Source organism: Polaromonas sp. (assembly GCF_018780625.1).
Lineage (GTDB): Bacteria > Pseudomonadota > Gammaproteobacteria > Burkholderiales > Burkholderiaceae_C > Polaromonas.
This window is the reverse complement of record NZ_JADMJK010000059.1, coordinates 1-17,225: the sequence shown is the minus strand read 5'-3', so window position 1 is coordinate 17,225 and position 17,225 is coordinate 1. Positions and strand designations below refer to the sequence as shown.

17 protein-coding genes are annotated in these 17,225 nt (G+C 66.1%); 5 read left to right on the top strand and 12 right to left on the bottom strand.

Features of this window, described 5'->3' with window-relative positions:
* Positions 1-55: 55 nt before the first annotated feature.
* Positions 56-211, top strand: a complete 156-nt coding sequence (locus IV091_RS05605) for a hypothetical protein (RefSeq protein WP_293466268.1) — start codon at positions 56-58, stop codon at positions 209-211.
* Positions 212-257: 46 nt separating this feature from the next.
* Here IV091_RS05605 and IV091_RS05600 read toward each other — a convergent pair whose 3' ends face one another.
* Positions 258-1,259: an LLM class flavin-dependent oxidoreductase gene (locus IV091_RS05600; protein WP_293466266.1), complete on the bottom strand. Its 1,002-nt coding sequence runs from the start codon at positions 1,257-1,259 to the stop codon at positions 258-260.
* 77 nt (positions 1,260-1,336) lie between these two features.
* Between IV091_RS05600 and IV091_RS05595 the strand changes: the two genes are divergently transcribed.
* Positions 1,337-1,993, top strand: coding sequence for a tRNA-uridine aminocarboxypropyltransferase (locus tag IV091_RS05595; protein ID WP_293466263.1), 657 nt, complete (start codon positions 1,337-1,339; stop codon positions 1,991-1,993).
* Positions 1,994-2,011: 18 nt separating this feature from the next.
* On the opposite strand, the gene IV091_RS05590 is transcribed toward IV091_RS05595, so the two are convergent.
* The 3 genes from IV091_RS05590 to IV091_RS05580 all read right to left on the bottom strand — a co-directional run bounded on the left by IV091_RS05590 (position 2,012) and on the right by IV091_RS05580 (position 6,203).
* Positions 2,012-3,097 (bottom strand): lipocalin-like domain-containing protein, encoded by a 1,086-nt coding sequence (locus tag IV091_RS05590; RefSeq protein WP_293466260.1) that lies wholly within the window; start codon positions 3,095-3,097, stop codon positions 2,012-2,014.
* Between the two features lie 92 nt (positions 3,098-3,189).
* A complete protein-coding gene (locus IV091_RS05585) occupies positions 3,190-3,405 on the bottom strand; it encodes a hypothetical protein (protein WP_293466257.1) in 216 nt (71 codons plus the stop codon).
* A 215-nt stretch (positions 3,406-3,620) separates the two neighbouring features.
* Complete coding sequence (locus IV091_RS05580; protein ID WP_293466254.1) at positions 3,621-6,203, bottom strand: ABC transporter permease; 2,583 nt, start codon at positions 6,201-6,203, stop codon at positions 3,621-3,623.
* A 159-nt stretch (positions 6,204-6,362) separates the two neighbouring features.
* On the opposite strand from IV091_RS05580, the gene IV091_RS05575 reads away from it, so the two are divergent.
* Both IV091_RS05575 and IV091_RS05570 read left to right on the top strand, forming a co-directional pair.
* Positions 6,363-6,908, top strand: a complete 546-nt coding sequence (locus tag IV091_RS05575; RefSeq protein WP_293466251.1) for an HPF/RaiA family ribosome-associated protein — start codon at positions 6,363-6,365, stop codon at positions 6,906-6,908.
* Positions 6,909-6,971: 63 nt separating this feature from the next.
* Entirely contained in the window at positions 6,972-7,433 is a 462-nt protein-coding gene (locus IV091_RS05570; protein ID WP_293466248.1) for a CBS domain-containing protein, read from the top strand.
* A 33-nt stretch (positions 7,434-7,466) separates the two neighbouring features.
* On the opposite strand, the gene IV091_RS05565 is transcribed toward IV091_RS05570, so the two are convergent.
* The 3 genes from IV091_RS05565 to IV091_RS05555 are packed head-to-tail and all read right to left on the bottom strand — an operon-like array spanning position 7,467 to position 10,461.
* Entirely contained in the window at positions 7,467-8,573 is a 1,107-nt protein-coding gene (locus IV091_RS05565; RefSeq protein ID WP_293466245.1) for a CapA family protein, read from the bottom strand.
* Positions 8,574-8,577: 4 nt separating this feature from the next.
* Positions 8,578-10,002 (bottom strand): RtcB family protein, encoded by a 1,425-nt coding sequence (locus tag IV091_RS05560; RefSeq protein ID WP_293466242.1) that lies wholly within the window; start codon positions 10,000-10,002, stop codon positions 8,578-8,580.
* A 9-nt stretch (positions 10,003-10,011) separates the two neighbouring features.
* Positions 10,012-10,461 carry an archease gene (locus IV091_RS05555; RefSeq protein ID WP_293466239.1) on the bottom strand — a complete coding sequence of 150 codons (450 nt, stop codon included), beginning with the start codon at positions 10,459-10,461 and terminating at the stop codon, positions 10,012-10,014.
* A gap of 179 nt (positions 10,462-10,640) precedes the next feature.
* Here IV091_RS05555 and prs point away from each other — a divergent pair, with 179 nt between their 5' ends.
* Positions 10,641-11,600, top strand: coding sequence for a ribose-phosphate diphosphokinase (gene prs, locus IV091_RS05550; RefSeq protein WP_293466236.1), 960 nt, complete (start codon positions 10,641-10,643; stop codon positions 11,598-11,600).
* On the opposite strand, the gene IV091_RS05545 is transcribed toward prs, so the two are convergent.
* The 5 genes from IV091_RS05545 to IV091_RS05525 form a co-directional block, all read right to left on the bottom strand.
* Positions 11,569-12,630, bottom strand: a complete 1,062-nt coding sequence (locus IV091_RS05545) for a hypothetical protein (RefSeq protein ID WP_293466233.1) — start codon at positions 12,628-12,630, stop codon at positions 11,569-11,571. The genes prs and IV091_RS05545 overlap by 32 nt on opposite strands.
* 309 nt (positions 12,631-12,939) lie before the next feature.
* Entirely contained in the window at positions 12,940-13,587 is a 648-nt protein-coding gene (locus tag IV091_RS05540; protein WP_293466230.1) for an ABC transporter ATP-binding protein, read from the bottom strand.
* Positions 13,587-14,579, bottom strand: coding sequence for a tRNA (adenosine(37)-N6)-dimethylallyltransferase MiaA (gene miaA, locus IV091_RS05535; RefSeq protein WP_293466227.1), 993 nt, complete (start codon positions 14,577-14,579; stop codon positions 13,587-13,589). Before miaA ends, IV091_RS05540 begins: the two co-directional genes overlap by 1 nt.
* Positions 14,580-14,630: 51 nt before the next feature.
* Positions 14,631-15,974, bottom strand: a complete 1,344-nt coding sequence (gene gdhA / locus IV091_RS05530; RefSeq protein ID WP_293466224.1) for an NADP-specific glutamate dehydrogenase — start codon at positions 15,972-15,974, stop codon at positions 14,631-14,633.
* A 180-nt stretch (positions 15,975-16,154) separates the two neighbouring features.
* Complete coding sequence (locus IV091_RS05525) at positions 16,155-17,009, bottom strand: alpha/beta fold hydrolase (protein WP_293466270.1); 855 nt, start codon at positions 17,007-17,009, stop codon at positions 16,155-16,157.
* Positions 17,010-17,225 lie beyond the last annotated feature (216 nt).

Genomic DNA, 17,225 nt, shown 5'->3' with positions numbered 1-17,225 from the left:
ATTTGCGCCGCATGCTCGATACCGCGCAAGGCCTGCAGACAGCGGCAGAAAAAAAATGACAAACAAGATAAATCACTTTGTGAATCCGGAGCAACTGGCCCCGGAGCCAGCGCAACCCCTGACGCTCTGGTGCGCTTCGGCGCGCATGGCGCTGGTGTCCGTGGCCGGCGTCGTGGCGGCGGGCCTGATGGCCACCGGACTGGTCGCCTGAGCGGACAGGCCGGGCTGCACCCGGTAGGCAACGAATCAAGCAGTTGTCACGGGCGCGCCGCCGCAGCCGCTATGTCCAGCGAGCGCAGCCGCAGGGCCGGATCGAACACATCGCACACCAGCATGAACTCATCGGCGTCGGTGGCCTGGGCCAGCGCGCTCAGGCCGGCGCGCACCGTGTCCGGCCCGCCTATCACAGCAGCGGCCAGGAAGTCGCTGATGGCGGCGCGCTCCTGCGGGTGCCGCTGGGCCATGAAGTTCTCTACCGGCGGCTGCAGGCCACGCCGGTCGCCCGTCAAGATGCCCAGCACGCGCTGGTAGGTGCTGCTGGCCAGGTACTCGGCCTCGGCGTCGGTGGGGGCGGCAATCAGCGGCACGCCAATCGTCACATAAGGCTTGGCCAGCGTGGCCGACGGCTTGAACCGGCCGCGGTAGAGGTCAAGCGCCTGCATCAGCAGGCCGGGCGCGAAGTGCGAGGCAAAGGCATACGGCAAGCCGCGCTCGGCGGCCAGCTGCGCTGAAAACAGGCTGGAGCCCAGCAGCCAGATCGGCACGTTGGTGCCTGCGCCCGGCATGGCAATCAGGCGCTGGCCCGGTTGCGCCGGGGCCAGCAGGCGCTGCAACTCGGCCACGTCCTGCGGAAAATCATCGGCGCTCTCGGTCCGGTCGCGGCGCAGCGCCCGCATCGTGGCCTGGTCGGTGCCGGGCGCGCGGCCCAGGCCCAGGTCGATGCGGCCCGGGTACAGCTCGGCCAGCGTGCCAAAGGCCTCGGCCACCACCAGCGGCGCATGGTTGGGCAGCATCACGCCGCCCGAGCCCACGCGGATGCGCTGCGTGCCGCCGGCCACATAACCCACCAGTACGGCGGTGGCAGAACTCGCGATGCCGGCCATGTTGTGGTGTTCGGCCAGCCAGTAGCGGGTAAAGCCCAGCGATTCGGCGTGTTGCGCGGTGCGCAGGGCAATCGCCAGCGCGTCAGCCACCGTGCCGCCCTCGCGCACGGCAACCAGGTCGAGCATGGACAGGGCAATGTTTTCAAGTGCTTTCATGGGGGTGATTGTCGCGGCATGCCTTTATCCGCGCCTGGGCAAGGGCGCATCTCCCCAAGCACCGACAATCGCTACCCATGCTCAAGGACGAACCAATCAACCGCATCCCGCGCGCGACCTGCGCGGTTTGCCTGCGCCCGCAGCGCAGCTGTATCTGCCAGTGGATCACGCCGGTGGCGCACCAGGTCGAGGTGGTGGTGCTGCAGCATCCGCTGGAAGTGGATCAGGCCAAAGGCAGTGCGCGGCTGCTGCACCTGAGCCTGGCGCGCAGCGCGCTGGTCACCGGGGAGGTATTTGACGAGGCCGCCCTGCAAGCGCTGATCAGCGCGCCGCTGCACGGGCAGGCTGCGGCGAAAGCGCCCGATTACACGGTGTTGCTCTACCCCGACTCGCCGCAACACCAGTCGCTGGGCCTGCCCGCGCCGCCTGTTCTGGACCCGGAGCGCCTGCGCGCGCCGTCCCGGCTGCGGCTGATCGTGCTGGACGGCACCTGGCGCAAGAGCCGCAAGATGCTCTACCTCAACCCGCTGCTGCACCAGTTGCCCCGGCTGGCCTTGCAGGACATGCCCGCTTCTCACTACCGGATTCGCAAGGCCCACAAGCCCGACCAGTTGTCGACGCTGGAAGCCACCTGCGCCGCGCTGGCGCAGCTTGACGGGAATGCCGATTTGTTTGCTTCGCTGCTGGCCGCGTTTGACGGGTTTGTCGCGCAGCAGGCGGGCTATCAGGCTTAGGCGCTGCAGTCGGCCGTGTTACAGCCGCAGTGCCTGGGCATAGCCCGTCATTTCCAGGTAGCCGCTGCCCACCGGCTTGCCGTTGCTGCCTATCAGTGCGCTCAGGCCTTCCCAGTAAATGGCGCCGGTAGACTGGCGGCTGTCGAGCTCCTGGTTGTCCAGCACGGCCCGCACCGTGTAAGAACCGGCGGGGGTGCGCACTGCCCATTCCACCGGGTAGCTGGCCTGGGTCAGCGGGCTTTTCCAGCGCCGCACGGGTTTGAACACCACGTCGCCCCGGCTGAAAATGGTGAGCGCGCCCTGGGCCGACCGGAACGAGCCGCCGTCCCATACCGTGCTGCCGTCCTTGTCGCGCAGCCTGAACGCCGTCAGTGCGCTGCCGTCCGCCAGGTTCATGCCGATCCAGTCCCATCCCACCGCGCTCGGGTGCAGCAGTTCCTGGCTCCACTCGTGGTCCAGCCAGGACTTGCCGGTCACGTCAAACGTTTTGCCCTGTAACTGCAGGCTGCCGCGCGTGGCCAGCTGGGGCTGGCTGTAGTAGTAGCTGGCCTGCTTTTCTTCGGGCCCCTTGCGCGACAAGCCCTGCTTGCCCTGCAGCAGTACGTTTTGGGTTTCCTCAAACTGCAGCTTCAGGGCAAAGTCCGCCGCCGCCAGCTCGGCGGTATACGTGCTGCCCTGGGCCTTCAGCGACCAGTCGCGCAGCGTGACGGCCATGTCCTGCTCGCTGGCCTCGGCCACGCCAAAGCCGGCGCGCGCAATGCGCTGGTCGTGCCAGAGTTTCCTGCCCGCTACATCGGTGATGGCCGCATGGGCAAACAGCAGCTGTTTGGCGGCAAATTTCGAGGTCATGGCCTGCGTGGCCTCAACCCGTGCGCGGAAAAACGTGAGCTGAAAACCAAAGCTGCGCGCGCCCGAATCCGTAGTCGATGCCTGGCCGGTGATGTACCACCACTCGGTCCTGAAGTCGGGGTGCGCGCCCCGGTCGCGCGGAAAAACCAGGGCCTTGGCGGGCAGGGCGAGCGCGGGGTGGGGCCAGCTTGCAAGTCCCGTCAACCCGGCGAGCAAAAAATGGCGGCGAAGCAGGCTGGCGGGCAGTCGGCGCATGTCAGCGGGCCCGCACGGAGTGCATCAGGAAAATTTGACGAGGGCGCATGCCCCGATTCTCGCAGCAAGGCCGCTGGCGCTGCGGCCTGCGTTCAATAGGCTTGGGGCTGGGCCGTGGTTTGAAAAACAATTTCGCCGGTGGGTACATGCACCACCCGGACTTCCTGGCACGTTGGATCAGCGAGACTTTTGACCGCCACGGCCACGGCCAGCGAGTAATTTCGGTAAAGGTGACTGAAGTTGGGTGACGGGATCAAGCGACCCATTAACCTGTCTATGCCTTCGATTCGGTACTGAGCAGTTGACATCCTGGATTCCTTCTTCCGGTGATCTGTTCATGCTAGGCGTGTGACGCTGCGCGGAGATGACAAATATCAATCGGCAAGCCCCAGAGGTGCAAAAAAGCGTGAGTTGTGTGAGTTGTGTAAACGCCAGAAAATGAGCCAGAGCGTAACCCTTGAATTGAACGGCTACCCTGCCAGAGCGACAGGGCCGTTGGCAGGCTCAAAGAGTGCGAGCGGCCTCACCAGTCTTCCTTCACCGCCAGCACCGCATCCTTGCCCGCCGCCGCGCGCCCGGCCAGCCAGGCTGTCAGCGTGCCGGCCAGCATCACGGCGGCGCACAGCGCCAGCAGCCGGCCCCACGGCACTTGCAGGTCCATGGTCCAGTGAAAGCTTTGCGGGTTGACCACATGCACCAGCACCGTGGACACCGCCAGCCCCAGCCCCAGCCCGGCCACAGCACCTATCGCTGTCCAGGCCGCGCCTTCACCGGCCACCACGCTCAGGATTTGCCGCCGTGTCAGCCCCAGGTGCGCCAGCAGGCCGAACTCCTTGCGGCGCGCCAGCACCTGCGCGCTGAAACTGGCCGCCACGCCAAACAGGCCAATCGCAATCGCCACGCCCTGCAGCCAGTAGGTCACGGCAAAGCTGCGGTCAAAAATCCGCAAGGACGTGGCGCGGATCTGGCTGACCGAGGCCATTTCCAGCAGCGCGCCAGCGCCCGATTGCTGCTCGGCCAGGCCGCGTATGGCCTGCTGCACGGCTGCGTCGCTGGCGCCGGCGTTGAGCCAGACCGCCAGGTCGTTGACGCGCCGGTCGCCGGTCAGGCGCTCAAAGTCGCGCTGCGCGATGGCGATGGCGCCAAACTGACGGGCGTAGTCGCGCCACACGCCCGCCACATAAAACCGGGTGCTGCTTGTATTTGCTATTGAATCAGTAGCTGCTTGTTCCCGTTCTGATTGGCCTAGAGCACTAAATGACTGTGAGAGTGGGATGAACACGGTGCCTGGCCGGGCGCCATACAGGTCGACCATTGCTTCGCTCACGTAAATGCCGATAGCGCCGGGCGGCACCGGCAGCGCCTGGCCCACCAGCGGCAGCGTGGTGGCCGGGTCCTCGATAGTGCGGGAAATCAGGGCCACGGCAGGCTGGCCCGGGTCCAGTTGCAGTTGCGTGGTGCGCAAGGTGCTGACGCGCGCCACGCCGGGCAAACCGGCCAGCGCCTGCACAAACCCGGGCGAGAAATAGGCGGTGTCGCTGGCCGGCGTGCCCAGGGCCGTGCGCACATACAGGTCGGCGGGCAGCACCACATCGAGCCACTGCGTGACCGAACCCCTGAAACTCGCCACCATCACCGTCAGCGCCACGGCCAGGCTGAGCGAGGCCACCACGCCGCTGACGGCGACTGCCGCGCTTTCGCGCACGCGGCGTGCGCGCTCCACGGCCAGCATGGGCAGCAGGCGGTGCGCCACCCAGGGGCTGAGCTGGTTGTAGAGCAGCGAAATCAGCCAGGGCAGCGCCGTGATGCCGCCCACCAGCAGCAGCCCGACTGAAAAATATGCCGCCAGCGGAATGCCAAAGACCGGCGGCAGCAGGGCTAGCAGACCGCCTGCGGCCATCAGCGACAGACTGACCCAGCGGCTGGCACCCGCCCCGGCGGCCAGGCCCAGCCCCTTGAGGGTTTGTGCGGGGGGCAGCTTTTGTGCCGCCCGCGCCGGCCACCAGCCGCCCACGCCGGCTGCCAGCACGCCCAGCGCGCCATAGGTCAGCGCGGCTGCGCTGCTCCACTGCAAGGCGGGGGCCACGCCGGCAAAGTAGCCGCCGCCCAGGTCGCCGCCCAGCAACCGCAGCGCCAGCCCGGCCAGCGCGCTGCCCAGTGCAATCCCCAGCGCGCTGCCCAGCAGGCCCAGCAGCAGCGACTCGATCAGCACCAGCTGCAGCCGCTCCCGGCCCGTCAGCCCCAGCACGCCCAGCAGCGCAAACTGCTGCGCCCGCTTGGCCACGCTCAGTGACAGCACCGAAAACACCAGAAACGCGCCCGTGAACAGCGCCACCAGCGCCAGCACCGTGAGGTTGACGCGGTAGGCGCGCGACAGGTTGCTGACGCGCTCGGCGGCGTCGCCCGGCGCGCTGGCCGTGATGCCGGGTGGCAACTGCAGCGCTTCGGTAAAGCCGCGCGCATCGCTGCCGGCCTTGAGCCGCACGTCTATGCGCGACAGCACGCCGGTCCGCTCGAACAGCTGCTGCGCCGCCGCAATGTCCATCACGGCCAGCGGGCCACCGCCTGCGCTGACTGTGCCGGCCACGCTGACGCGGCGCAGTGCCAGCCCGCTTTGCAGGTTCAGCTGCGGGGCAGTGAGCAGTTGCCGCGCGGCGGGGTTCAGGAAAACAGCGCTTGGGGCGAACAGCGCAAAGCGGTCGGCATCGGCCGCGCTGGCTGAAGGCACGGGCATCAGCGCGGGTGCCATGGCGGCCACCGCCAGCACATCAACGCCAATGATGCGCAGCGCGACGCGCTGGCTGTCAGCCGCTACGGCGTAGGTGCCCAGTTCCAGCACCGGGCTGGCCAGCGCCACCTGCGGGTGCGTGGCCACGCGCGCATAAACGGCTTCGTCAAAACTGCCTTGCACTGCGCGCAGTTCCAGGTCGGGCTGGCCGCTGACGGCGCGCACCGCCTGTGAAAACTCGGCCAGCGCCGACGCATTGATCAGGTGCACTGAAAACGCCAGCGCCACGCCCAGCATCACGGCCACCACGGCGGCGGCATTGCGCCATTTATGGTGCAGCAGTTCCTGCCAGGAGAAGGTTTTGAGCAGGCTGATCATCAGGAGGAGGACTTTCGGGTTAGCGGCAGGCGCACTGAAGTTTATGCGCTAAGCAGGGCGTGTTCAGGCCGCGGTGTTTGTCTGGCCGCGTTGACAAATCTCAAGCCTTCCGCCGGGGCGCGCTCCAGAATGGATTCATTCGCCATTTAGGAGATCAGCATGCAGCTTCCGGTCCACATTCAATTTCGCGGCATGGAGCCTTCCGATGCGCTGGAGGCCAGCGCGCGCGCGCACGCCGACAAGCTTGAAGCGTTTGCCCCCGACATCATGACCTGCCGTGTCGCGATTGAGCTGGAGCAAAAACACAAGCACCAGGGGCGCCCCTATGGCGTGCATATCGACCTCACGCTGCCGGGCCACGAACTGGTGGTCAACCGGGTTCAGGACGAGGACGTATACGTGGCCTTGCGCGATGCGTTCGACAACATGAAACGCCAGCTCGAAGACGTGGTGCGCCAGCGCAGGGGGCAGGAAAAGCTGCATGCGCAGCCCCTGCATGGCGAACTGGTGCGACTGGACGGCGATGGCGGCTTTGGCTTTATCCGCACGCCCAATGGCGACGAATATTACTTTGGCCGCGACAACGTGGCCGGCACGCCGTTTGAAAACCTGCAGACCGGCAGCGCCGTGCAGTTCATTCCCGAGGTGGGCGGCGAAGGCCTGCAGGCCAAGCGTGTGAGCCTGGGCAAGCACGGCATGGGCTAAAAATGGGCTGGCTATGGCGTGGTTTCCCCACAGAAAATGACACAAAAAATCAGGGAGAACAACATGGGTGAACGTTTAACGACTGGTGAAATTTGCTCGCGCAGCGTCACCATCGCCTTCGGGGAAACCCCGCTAGACGGGGCTGCGCGCCTGATGCGCGACAACCATGTGGGCTGCCTGGTGGTGGTCGATGAAGTAGCGGGCAAACGCATTGTGGTGGGGGTGCTCACAGACCGCGACATCGTGACCGCCGTGGTCGCGCCCGGCCTGGATGCCGCCGCCCTGCGCGTTGAAGACGTGATGACCACCGACCTGGTCACCGCGCGCGAGGACGATTCGCTGATTGACCTGGTGCGCACCATGCGCCGCAAGGGCGTGCGGCGCATTCCGGTGGTGGGCGGGCAGGGCGAGTTGATAGGGGTGGTGACGCTCGACGATGTGCTCGATATCTTGTCGCAAGAGTTTAGTTTGCTGGTCGGTGCCATCGACAGCGAGGGAAAACGCGAGCGCCAGATGCGGCCGTAGAAAAGCGGATTGGCGCACGCCGGCGCTGCATCATCACCAATGCAGCCGCCAGTTGCCGTCGGCTTGCGCCTGCACGCGGGTACCGAGTTGGTGGGCTTCGCTTTCAAACAAGGCTTGCAGGCTTTCCCGGGCGGCTGCGTCCGCATGCACCAGTTGCAGCCGCCGCAGCTGCATCGGGACGATGTCGAGCTGCTGCAGTGCGCCGGTTTCGCTGCAAAGGTGCGCAAAATACAGGCACACGGCGCTCGGGTCAAAGCGCTCCTGGAACGAGATGCCCTCGTAGTCATTGATCAGGTCGCCGCAGCCATACAGAATGAGCCGCCCGCGGTAGACCTCGATGGGCCTTGGATGGTGCGACGAATGGCCGTGAATCACGTCAGCCGCCCCCAACTCGATCAGGCGCTGGGCAAAGCGGCGATGCCGCGCCGGCACCTCCACACCCCAGTTGCCGCCCCAGTGCAGCGACACCACGACCACATCGCCGGGCTGGCGCTGGCGGGCCACCTGTGCGGCCACCTGCAGCGCACCGGCCTCGTCCCAGGCGGGCAACCAGGCCACGCCAGACTGCTCGGGCGTGGCGGCCCAGTCGGCGGGCACGCCGCTGTCTGGCCCCGCCCACGCAAACACCCGCAGGCGCGCGCCGCCGGGCAGCGACCAGGACGCAGGCGCGCAGGCCGCCTCCAGATCGCTCCCGGCGCCCGCGCTTTGGATGCCCGCCTGCTGCAGTGTGCGCAGGGTCTGGTCCAGACCGGCCCGGCCCCAGTCCAGCACATGGTTGTTGGCCAGTGCGCAGCATTCAATGCGGGCGGCAGCGATGCAGCCGATGTTGGCCGGGTGCATGCGGTAATGAATGCCCTTGCCGGGCCAGGCGGCTTCCGAGGTGGTGATGGACGTTTCAAGATTGACGAGTCGCAGCGTAGGCTGGCGCTGGTCAATCTCGGCCAGCGCATCGCCCCAGATATAGCCCGGCGCCACGGGGGACTGCACCGGTCCATTGAGCCGCTCGGCCAGCTGCACGTAGTCGCGCGCATCGTGCACCCAGCTTTCATACAGCACCGGCGGCACGGCGTGCGCCTGGATCTGGTCAATGCCGCGTCCGGTCATCACATCGCCGGCCAGCCAGAGCGTGACGGTGGTCACTGATTCAGCCCTTGATGCAGATCAGCGGCTCCAGCCGCGCCACCTTGCGCGCCAGGCCTGCCGCGTCGGCGGCGTCCACCACCGCGCGCACGTCCTTGTAGGCGTCGGGGGCCTCTTCGGCCACCCCGCGCGGGGAGGGGCTGCGCACCAGAATGCCGCGTTGTGCCAGTTCATCGATGACCGTGCGCCCGTTCCAGGTCTTGAGCGCCTGGTGCCGGCTCATGGCGCGGCCGGCACCGTGGCAGGCCGATGAAAATGCCAGCGACTCCGACGCTGTGGTGCCCGCCAGCACATAGGATCCCGTGCCCATGGAGCCGCCAATCAGCACCGGCTGGCCGCTGGCGCGCAGGGCCTCTGGCAACTCCGGGTGGCCGGGACCCCAGGCCCGCGTCGCGCCCTTGCGGTGCACATAGAGTTCGCGCAGTTTTCCATCCACTTTGTGGGTCTCCAGCTTGCAGGTGTTGTGTGACACGTCATACAGCAGGGGCAACCGGGCCGACGGCAGCAGGCCGGCAAACACCTCGCGCACCAGGTGCGTCAATATCTGGCGATTGGCCAGCGCGCAGTTGATGGCGGCGCGCATCGCGCCCAGGTATTCCTGGCCCAGGTCGGAGCGAATCGGCGCGCAGGCCAGTTCGCGGTCGGGCAGCACCAGGCCGTGGCTGGGCGCGGCCTCCACCATGCGGCGCAAAAACTCGGTGCCGATCTGGTGCCCGAGCCCGCGTGAGCCGCAGTGGATCATCAGCACCACATCGCCCAGGTGCAGGCCATAGGCGGCGGCAATGGTGTCATCAAACACCGCCGTGACTTCCTGCACCTCCAGGTAATGGTTGCCAGAGCCCAGCGTGCCCATTTCCTCGCGCTGTCGTTTCTTGGCTTGTTCCGACACGTTGCCGGGTTTGGCGTGCAGCATCTGGCCGCGCTCCTCGATGCGTTCGAGGTCGGCGCTGCTGCCCCAGCCGCGACCCACCGCCCACTTCGCCCCGCCGCTGAGCATGGCTTCCATTTGCGCGACGTTCAGCCGGATGGAGCCGGTGCTGCCGACGCCGGCCGGAATTTGCTCAAACAGCGCGTCGGCCAGCTTGTGCTGCACGGCCAAGATGTGCTCGCGGCGTAGGCCGGTGTGCAGGCAGCGCACGCCGCACGAAATGTCAAAGCCCACGCCGCCGGCCGACACCACGCCGCCCGCATCGGCGTCAAACGCCGCCACGCCGCCAATCGGGAAGCCGTAGCCCCAGTGGGCGTCGGGCATCACATACGAGGCGCCGACGATACCCGGCAGCATCGCTACGTTCACCGCCTGCTCGTAGACCTTGTGGTCCATGGCGCGCACCAGGTCCTCGCTGGCATAAATGATGGCCGGTACCAGCATCCGGCCTTGGGCCGCGATCTCCCAGGCACAGGGCGCCTTTTGCTTCAAGAGGTTCATGTCCATGGCTTACACATCCACCACGGTTTGCGCCAGCCAGCCGCCATCAAACGGTGCGACGCGCAGGGCGGTGTAGGTGGCCCCTTTGACCTCGACCGCCGGCTGGTGGCGCTGCACCGAGGTGGTCTCGCCGCTCGCCTGCGCGTTCAGCCGTGTGCCGTCCAGCTCAACCTGAAAATGGCTGAACAGCATGTTGCGCACGGCCATCTCGTAAATCAGCGCATTGAGCCAGTCGGCCAGCAGCAGCTCGTCGTCCGGCGCTTCGCAGCGGATGTGCACCGTGCCGACCGCGGCCACATGCTGCGGGTCGGTGATCACGCCCGTCAGCGCCAGCGCGGCTTGCTCAAACGCGCCGGCCTTGGTCGCGCCTATGCCGCGCACGCCAATGTCGGCGCCATGCTCAAAGTGTTCCCAATGGTTGCGCAGGGTGGTGCCTGGCGGTTTCGGTAAATGTTCCACGCCTTCGTTTATGCGCCAAGGGCTTGAGACGGCATTTGACAATCCGCAAGCGCGGCGACATCCGGCGCTCAATGGCGGGCGCGGGGTGGATGGCTTGATGTGCATCAACGCGGGGCGGGCCGCCTCTTCAACAATGGTTTTTGCCCGTCAATTTGGCGGCACCGAAAGGGACCTGGACCATGCTGCTTTTTTCGCTTGATTCCGACGCCAACTTCGCGCAGGCGCTGGCTGCCAGCCTGGGGCTTATGCTGGCGCCCCATGAGGACCGGCGCTTTGAGGACGGAGAGCATAAGCTCCGGCCCCTGGTGGACCCGCGCGGCCGTGATACCTATGTGGTGGCCAGCCTGCACGGCGGGCCAGGCGACAGCCCGCACGACAAGCTGTGCCACCTGCTGATGTTTATTGCCACCTTGCGTGAGCACGGCGCTGCGCGGGTGACGGCGGTGGTGCCCTACCTGGCCTATGCGCGCAAGGACCGGCAAACCAAACCCTTTGATCCGGTCACGCTGCGCTATGTGGCGCAGCTGTTTGAGGCGGTCGGCACGTCGCAGCTCATGGTGCTGGAGGCGCACAACGTGGCGGCGTTCCAGAACGCTTTTCGCTGCACCACCGTGCATCTTGAGGCGCACCGGGTGTTTGATGCGCTGGTGCACGCGCTGGCCGGCGACCCCCCGCTGGCCGTGGCTTCCCCCGACCCGGGCGGCGTGAAGCGCGCGCAGCTGTGGCGCGAGTCGCTGGCGCAAACGCTGGCGCGGCCCGTGGGCTTTGCCATGGTGGACAAACGCCGCAGCGCGGGCGTGGTCAGTAGCGAGAACCTGGTGGCCGGTGAGGTGGACGGCCTGACGGTGCTGCTGCTTGACGACCTGATCGCCAGCGGCGACACCATGCGGCGCGCGGCCGTGGCGCTGCGCCAGGCCGGCGCGCGGGAAGTGCTGGCGTTTGCAGCGCATGGCCTGTTCACCGGCCCGGCCGGCGAGGTGCTGGCGGACGGCAGCCTGGCGCAAATCGTCGTGACCGACAGCGTGCCGCCGTTTCGCCTGCTAGAGGCGGGCGCGGTGCGCAGCAAGCTGCGCGTGGTGTCGGCCGCGCCGCTGTTTTCCGAGGCGATCAGGGCGAGCCATGCAGCAGGTGCACGCTAGGAATTTGATGGTTTTTCAGGTCGGCCAACGCAGCCAGCGCGCAGGCAATGTAGCGACTCGCCAGCGGCGGCCACTTTTCAGGCGTGCGGGGTTGCGTGTCCAGCAGATGCGCCATGCACAGGCGGGCGCGCACCAGGGCGCGGTAGGCGGTATAGACCTGCAGCAGGGCCGGCGGGGGCGCGTCGCCCAGCGCGGCGGCGCAGCCAGACACCAGGCGCGGGCCAATCCACGGCGCTCCCAGTAAATCGCATTCCAGGCTGAGATAGGCCAGTTCATCAAAAGGATCGGTCTGGCGTAGTTGTGCATTGAATTCCAGGCAGTCAATCACCACCGGGGGCGCCAGCAGGCAGACATGCTCGGGCCGCAAATCCCCGTGCCCGTCCAGCACGCGCCCGGCCGCTGCACGCCCGTGCAGCAGATCGGCATGCCGCATCAGCGCCGCATCCAGCCGGTCCATGGCCAGCGCTGCGTTGGGCAGTCCGAACTGCGGCCGCAGCAAAACCTCGCGGTTGGCGGCCTGGCCGTACTGAAAGCGGGCCAGGTAGTCGTTCGGGCTCAATGCAACGGATGGGGCTGCGCGGTAAAACGCGCCCAGCACCGCCACCAGCGCATCGATATCGGCGGGCGCGACGCGCCCCTGTGCGATCAGCTGGTGCAGCATCCGGCTCTCGGGCAGCCGCTGCATGCACACCAGCCAGTCAAGTGTTTCACCCGAGGCGGGCAGCGGCAGGCGCGCTTCAGGCACCATCGCAAAAGCGCCGTCCCGCCACTGCAGCGCCATCAGGCCCAGATAGACGCCGGGGGCCAGACGCCGGTTCAGCCGGACTTCTTCGCGGCAGAAGAACGCGCGCGCCTTTAAGGTGGTGAAGTCCAGGAAGGGAAAGCGCACCGGTTTTTTGAGCTTGTAGACCCGGTCGCCTACCAGGAACACCCAGGACATGTGGGTTTCAATGCACGCCGGCTGTGCCCCGGGTTCGCCGTAGGCCTCGGGCGACTGCAGGAATTTCAGCTTGGCCTCGAAGTCCGGCATGTGCAAACGCTCCCCCCTGAAACGGACCCGCCAGCCTTTTCAGGGGCTGGCGGTGGTGGCGAGGACCCCGGATCAGTTTGTCAGGCTGATACGTCTGGGGACGTCCTCATCCGTTCCGATGTCACACATCAGAACTTGGCCCAATTGCTTGAACCCCCCAGCTCCATGCCCCGCAAGTCTCGCCTGAGCGAAGTTCGCGTGGCATGACTTCAATGTAGTTTTTGCCGCGCTGAATGTGTTTGCGAAATCTCAAGCGGATGGGACAAGAACGCAGTTTTTGGCCCGTCAGCCCGTCAGCCCGTCAGCCGATCAGCCAGTGATGCCTTCGCTGCTCAGGTGCAGCACCCGGTCTGCGCGGCTGGCGGCCGCTTGCGAATGTGTCACCAGCACCAGCGCGGCGCCGTGTTCGCGTGTCTGGCCAAGCAGCGCGTCCATCACCCTGGCGGCGGTGGTGGGGTCCAGGTTGCCGGTGGGCTCGTCGGCCAGCAGCAAGCCGGGGCGGTGCACCAGCGCGCGGGCAATCGCCACGCGCTGCAGTTGCCCGCCGCTCAGTTGCTGCGGCAGGCGGCTGCCCAAGCCGCTCAGGCCCACGGCGTCCAGCATGGCCTGCACCCGGGCGTCGTCGTGCTGGCCCAGCAGCAGCAGGGGCAGGGCCACGTTTTGCGCCACGTCCAGATGCGGCAGAACATGAAAAGCCTGAAACACAAAGCCGACCTGGCGGCGGCGTAGCAGCGCGCGCTGGTCGTCGGACATGGCGCCCAGGTCGGCGCCGTTCAGCGTGACGCTGCCTTCGTCCCAGCTGTCCAGCCCGGCCATGCAGTTGAGCAGCGTGGATTTGCCCACGCCCGATTCGCCGACGATGGCGACGAACTCGCCCGGTGCCACGCTGAACGACACCTGGCTGAACACGGCGGTGTCGCCATAGCGCTTGCCCAGCTGGCTGATCTGCAGGCCCATCAAAAGCTTTCCACTTGCGCCTGCACCAGCGCCAGCACCTGCTGCAGTGCGTCGGGCGCATCGCAGGCCACCACGCGCCGCTGCGGCATGGCGCGCAGCCAGGTGACCTGGCGCTTGGCCAACTGGCGCGTGGCAATGATGCCTTTTTCGCGCAGCCCGGCCAGTGGGCTGGTGCCGTCCAGCGCTTCCCAAGCCTGCCGGTAGCCAACGCAGCGCATCGACGGCAAGTCGGGCGCCAGGTCGCCGCGCGCGCGCAGCGCCTTGACTTCGTCCAGGAAACCGGCCGCCAGCATCGCATCAAAGCGTTCGGCAATCCGGCCGTGAAGCCAGCCGCGGTCGCTCGGTTCCAAGGAAATAAGGGTTGTAGACCCCGTCTGTTCTGCTTGAGTAGCTATTTTTTCAATAGCGTTGCGCTGATGAAAGAACGACAGCGGCTGGCCTGAGACCCGGAACACCTCCAGCGCCCGCGAGATGCGCTGCGAGTCGTTGGGCGCCAGGCGCGCGGCGGTGACGGGGTCGACCCGTGCCAGCTCGGCATGCAGCGCGGGCCAGCCTTTTTCAAGGGCTTCCCCCGCCAGCACGGCGCGCACCGCCGGGTCGGCCGCCGGCATGTCGTCCAGGCCGTCCAGCAGCGCCTTGAAGTACAGCATGGTGCCGCCCACCAGCAGCGGCAGCTTGCCGCGCGCATGGATGTCGGTGATCAGCTGCTGCGCATCGCGCACAAACTCGGCCGCGCTGTAGGCTTGTAACGGGTCGCGAATGTCGATCAGGTGATGCTTTACTGCGGCCAATTCATCGGCGCTGGGCTTGGCCGTGCCAATGTCCATGCCCCGGTAGACCAGTGCAGAGTCGACGCTGATGATCTCGACCGGGTAGCGCGCGGCAATCGCGAGGGCGGCGGCGGTTTTGCCGGCGGCCGTCGGGCCGGCCAAGGAAAGGTATTGGCGCCCCACGCTGGGCGTGAAATCAGGCGGGTTCGGTGTGGCGGGCATGCATCTGAGCGTAGCAGATTCATGCCCGTCCAGGCCCGGTGGCGGCCAGGGTCAGACCACGCCTTGGGCCAGCATGGCGTCGGCCACCTTGACGAAGCCGGCCTGGTTGGCGCCGTCCACGTAGCTCAGCGTGCCGTCGTCGCGGCGGCCGTATTGCAGGCAGGCGCTGTGGATGTCCTGCATGATCTGCAGCAGGCGCGCATCGACTTCATCACGCGACCAGGACAGGCGCATGGCATTCTGGCTCATTTCCAGGCCTGAGGTGGCCACGCCGCCTGCGTTGCTGGCCTTGCCCGGTGCGTACAGCACGCCGTTGCCCTCGAATACCCGCACGGCGTCGAGCGTCGAGGGCATGTTGGCGCCTTCGGCCACGCAGATCACGCCATTTTTCACGAGCGTGGCGGCGTCTTCCGCGTTGAGTTCGTTCTGCGTCGCGCAGGGCAGGGCAACATCGACTGGAATCTGCCATGGCCGCACACCGGCGTGAAACGCCACACCGGTGCGCTGGGCGTAGTCGTTGACCCGGCCATACAGGTGGTTCTTGACCTCCATCAGCTCGGCCAGTTTTTCGGTGGTGAAGCCGTCCTCGTCCACGATGGTGCCGCTGGAGTCCGACACGGTGATGACCTTGGCGCCCAGCGCCATGGCTTTTTCAACCGCGTACTGCGCGACATTGCCAGAGCCCGAGACGCTCACGCGCAGACCGTCCAGCGAGCGGCCTGTTTGCTTGAGCATTTCCTGGGCAAAATAAACCGTGCCGTAGCCGGTGGCCTCGGGGCGGATCAGTGAGCCGCCGAAGGCCAGTCCCTTGCCGGTGAACACGCAGTCGGAGCGGTTGCTGAGCTTTTTGTACATGCCGGCCATGAAGCCGACCTCGCGCCCGCCCACGCCGATGTCGCCGGCCGGCACGTCGGTGTCGGCGCCGATGTGGCGAAACAGTTCGCTGACGAAGGCCTGGCAAAAGCGCATCACTTCCATCGGGCTCTTGCCCTTGGGGTCAAAGTCGGCGCCGCCCTTGCCGCCGCCCATGGGCAGGGTCGTCAGCGCGTTCTTGAAGGTCTGCTCGAATGCCAGGAACTTCAGGATGGACAGGTTGACCGAGGGGTGAAAGCGCAAGCCGCCCTTGTACGGGCCGATGGCCGAGCTGTGCTGGATGCGGTAGCCGCGGTTGACCTGGACCTCGCCCCGGTCATCGATCCAGGACACGCGGAACATGATGGTGCGCTCGGGCTCGATCAGGCGGTCGAGCAGGCCGTGTTCAGCGTATTTGGGATGCTTTTGGATGTAGGGCCAGAGGCTTTCCATGACTTCGGTCGTGGCCTGAAGGTATTCCTGCTGGCCCGGGTTGCGGGCCGCGACATGGCTCAAAAAGCTTTCCAGGGTTTTGTACTTCATTCGCTTTGGTCCTTTAAATGGTGCATGAACTTATGCAAAAAGAACATTTTGCCGGGGAATTGCACCAATTGTGAGTATTTTTAGCCGTGATTTTCAAAAATTGGATCAATATGCACCAAGATGGTTACTTTGCATCACTGATGCTGTGGGCTTGATAGATGGCTGCGCACCAACTCGGTGTTATGGCAGGTTGAAAAGTTGCGCCATGGCCCGCCGGTACTGCGGCTGGCCCACCGTGTTGGTGTTGTGGTGCGAGCCGCCCTCCACCAGCATGAACAGCTTGGGCTGAACCGCAGCATCAAAGAGCTTGCGCCCCAGGTCGGGCTGGATCAACTGGTCTTCGTCGCCATGCACCACGAGCAAGGGGGAGCCGATCTTGTCGACTTTGCGGACTGCCTCGAAACGCTGGGTGATCAGCAGCGACACCGGAAGCCAGCCCCAGCGGGAGTTGCTGACCACGTCGGCAATCGAGGTGAAAGTGCTTTCAACAATGGTGCCGCTTTCATCGGCCACTTCGGTCGCCAGGTGGATGGCGATGGGCCCGCCCAGCGAATGGCCAAAGATGTAGCGGGGACGATCCGGGTATTTTTCCGCCAGCCAGTCCCAGGCTGCGCGCGCGTCTTCGTAGGCCGACGCTTCCGATGGCAGGGCTGCCGTGCTTTTGCCGAAACCGCGGTAGTCAATCGCCAGCACCGAAAACCCAAGCGCCTGCATCCGGCGTATGCGCGGGGCCGAGCCAGTGACGTTGTAGCGCGCGCCGTGCAGATAGAGCATGACGGGTGCGCCAGCGGTCTGGCCGGTCCTGGTTGTTTTCGGCTCGTCGGCCGCCAGCCACAGGCCGTGCAGCCGATCACTGGAACTGCCATTCAGGGAAATCCAGACGTCGTCCATGCCTTGGGCGGCTGCAGCGCCGCCGCTCCAGGTGCGGTCGCTGGGCTGAAAAATCCAGACGCGCTGCTTTTCGTCAAGCGTGGCGCAACCGGCCAGCAAGGCCAGCGCGGTACAAAAGGATGCGAACAGGTGCCAGCGTTTCATAGTCATGAGTGACACCTTGTGCGCTGAAAAGTTCAGTGCCGCTTTGCGACGGGCTGGCGCCTGTGGGTTGCTTGCCGGCTAACGGCCCCGCATAAACAGCGCATCCAGCTCCTTGATGCTGATCTGCCGCCAGGTGGGCCGACCGTGGTTGCACTGGTCGGATCGCTCGGTCGCTTCCATCTGGCGCAGCAGGGCGTTCATTTCATCCAGGTTCAA

Bases quoted from the DNA above. Each gene is read 5' to 3' on its own strand.
- IV091_RS05605 (WP_293466268.1), top strand. From the start codon at position 56: ATGACAAACAAGATAAATCACTTTGTGAATCCGGAGCAACTGGCCCCG.
- IV091_RS05600 (WP_293466266.1), bottom strand. From the start codon at position 1,259: ATGAAAGCACTTGAAAACATTGCCCTGTCCATGCTCGACCTGGTTGCC.
- IV091_RS05595 (WP_293466263.1), top strand. From the start codon at position 1,337: ATGCTCAAGGACGAACCAATCAACCGCATCCCGCGCGCGACCTGCGCG.
- IV091_RS05590 (WP_293466260.1), bottom strand. From the start codon at position 3,097: ATGCGCCGACTGCCCGCCAGCCTGCTTCGCCGCCATTTTTTGCTCGCC.
- IV091_RS05585 (WP_293466257.1), bottom strand. From the start codon at position 3,405: ATGTCAACTGCTCAGTACCGAATCGAAGGCATAGACAGGTTAATGGGT.
- IV091_RS05580 (WP_293466254.1), bottom strand. From the start codon at position 6,203: ATGATCAGCCTGCTCAAAACCTTCTCCTGGCAGGAACTGCTGCACCAT.
- IV091_RS05575 (WP_293466251.1), top strand. From the start codon at position 6,363: ATGCAGCTTCCGGTCCACATTCAATTTCGCGGCATGGAGCCTTCCGAT.
- IV091_RS05570 (WP_293466248.1), top strand. From the start codon at position 6,972: ATGGGTGAACGTTTAACGACTGGTGAAATTTGCTCGCGCAGCGTCACC.
- IV091_RS05560 (WP_293466242.1), bottom strand. From the start codon at position 10,002: ATGAACCTCTTGAAGCAAAAGGCGCCCTGTGCCTGGGAGATCGCGGCC.
- prs (WP_293466236.1), top strand. From the start codon at position 10,641: ATGCTGCTTTTTTCGCTTGATTCCGACGCCAACTTCGCGCAGGCGCTG.
- IV091_RS05545 (WP_293466233.1), bottom strand. From the start codon at position 12,630: ATGCCGGACTTCGAGGCCAAGCTGAAATTCCTGCAGTCGCCCGAGGCC.
- IV091_RS05540 (WP_293466230.1), bottom strand. From the start codon at position 13,587: ATGGGCCTGCAGATCAGCCAGCTGGGCAAGCGCTATGGCGACACCGCC.
- miaA (WP_293466227.1), bottom strand. From the start codon at position 14,579: ATGCCCGCCACACCGAACCCGCCTGATTTCACGCCCAGCGTGGGGCGC.
- gdhA (WP_293466224.1), bottom strand. From the start codon at position 15,974: ATGAAGTACAAAACCCTGGAAAGCTTTTTGAGCCATGTCGCGGCCCGC.
- IV091_RS05525 (WP_293466270.1), bottom strand. From the start codon at position 17,009: ATGAAACGCTGGCACCTGTTCGCATCCTTTTGTACCGCGCTGGCCTTG.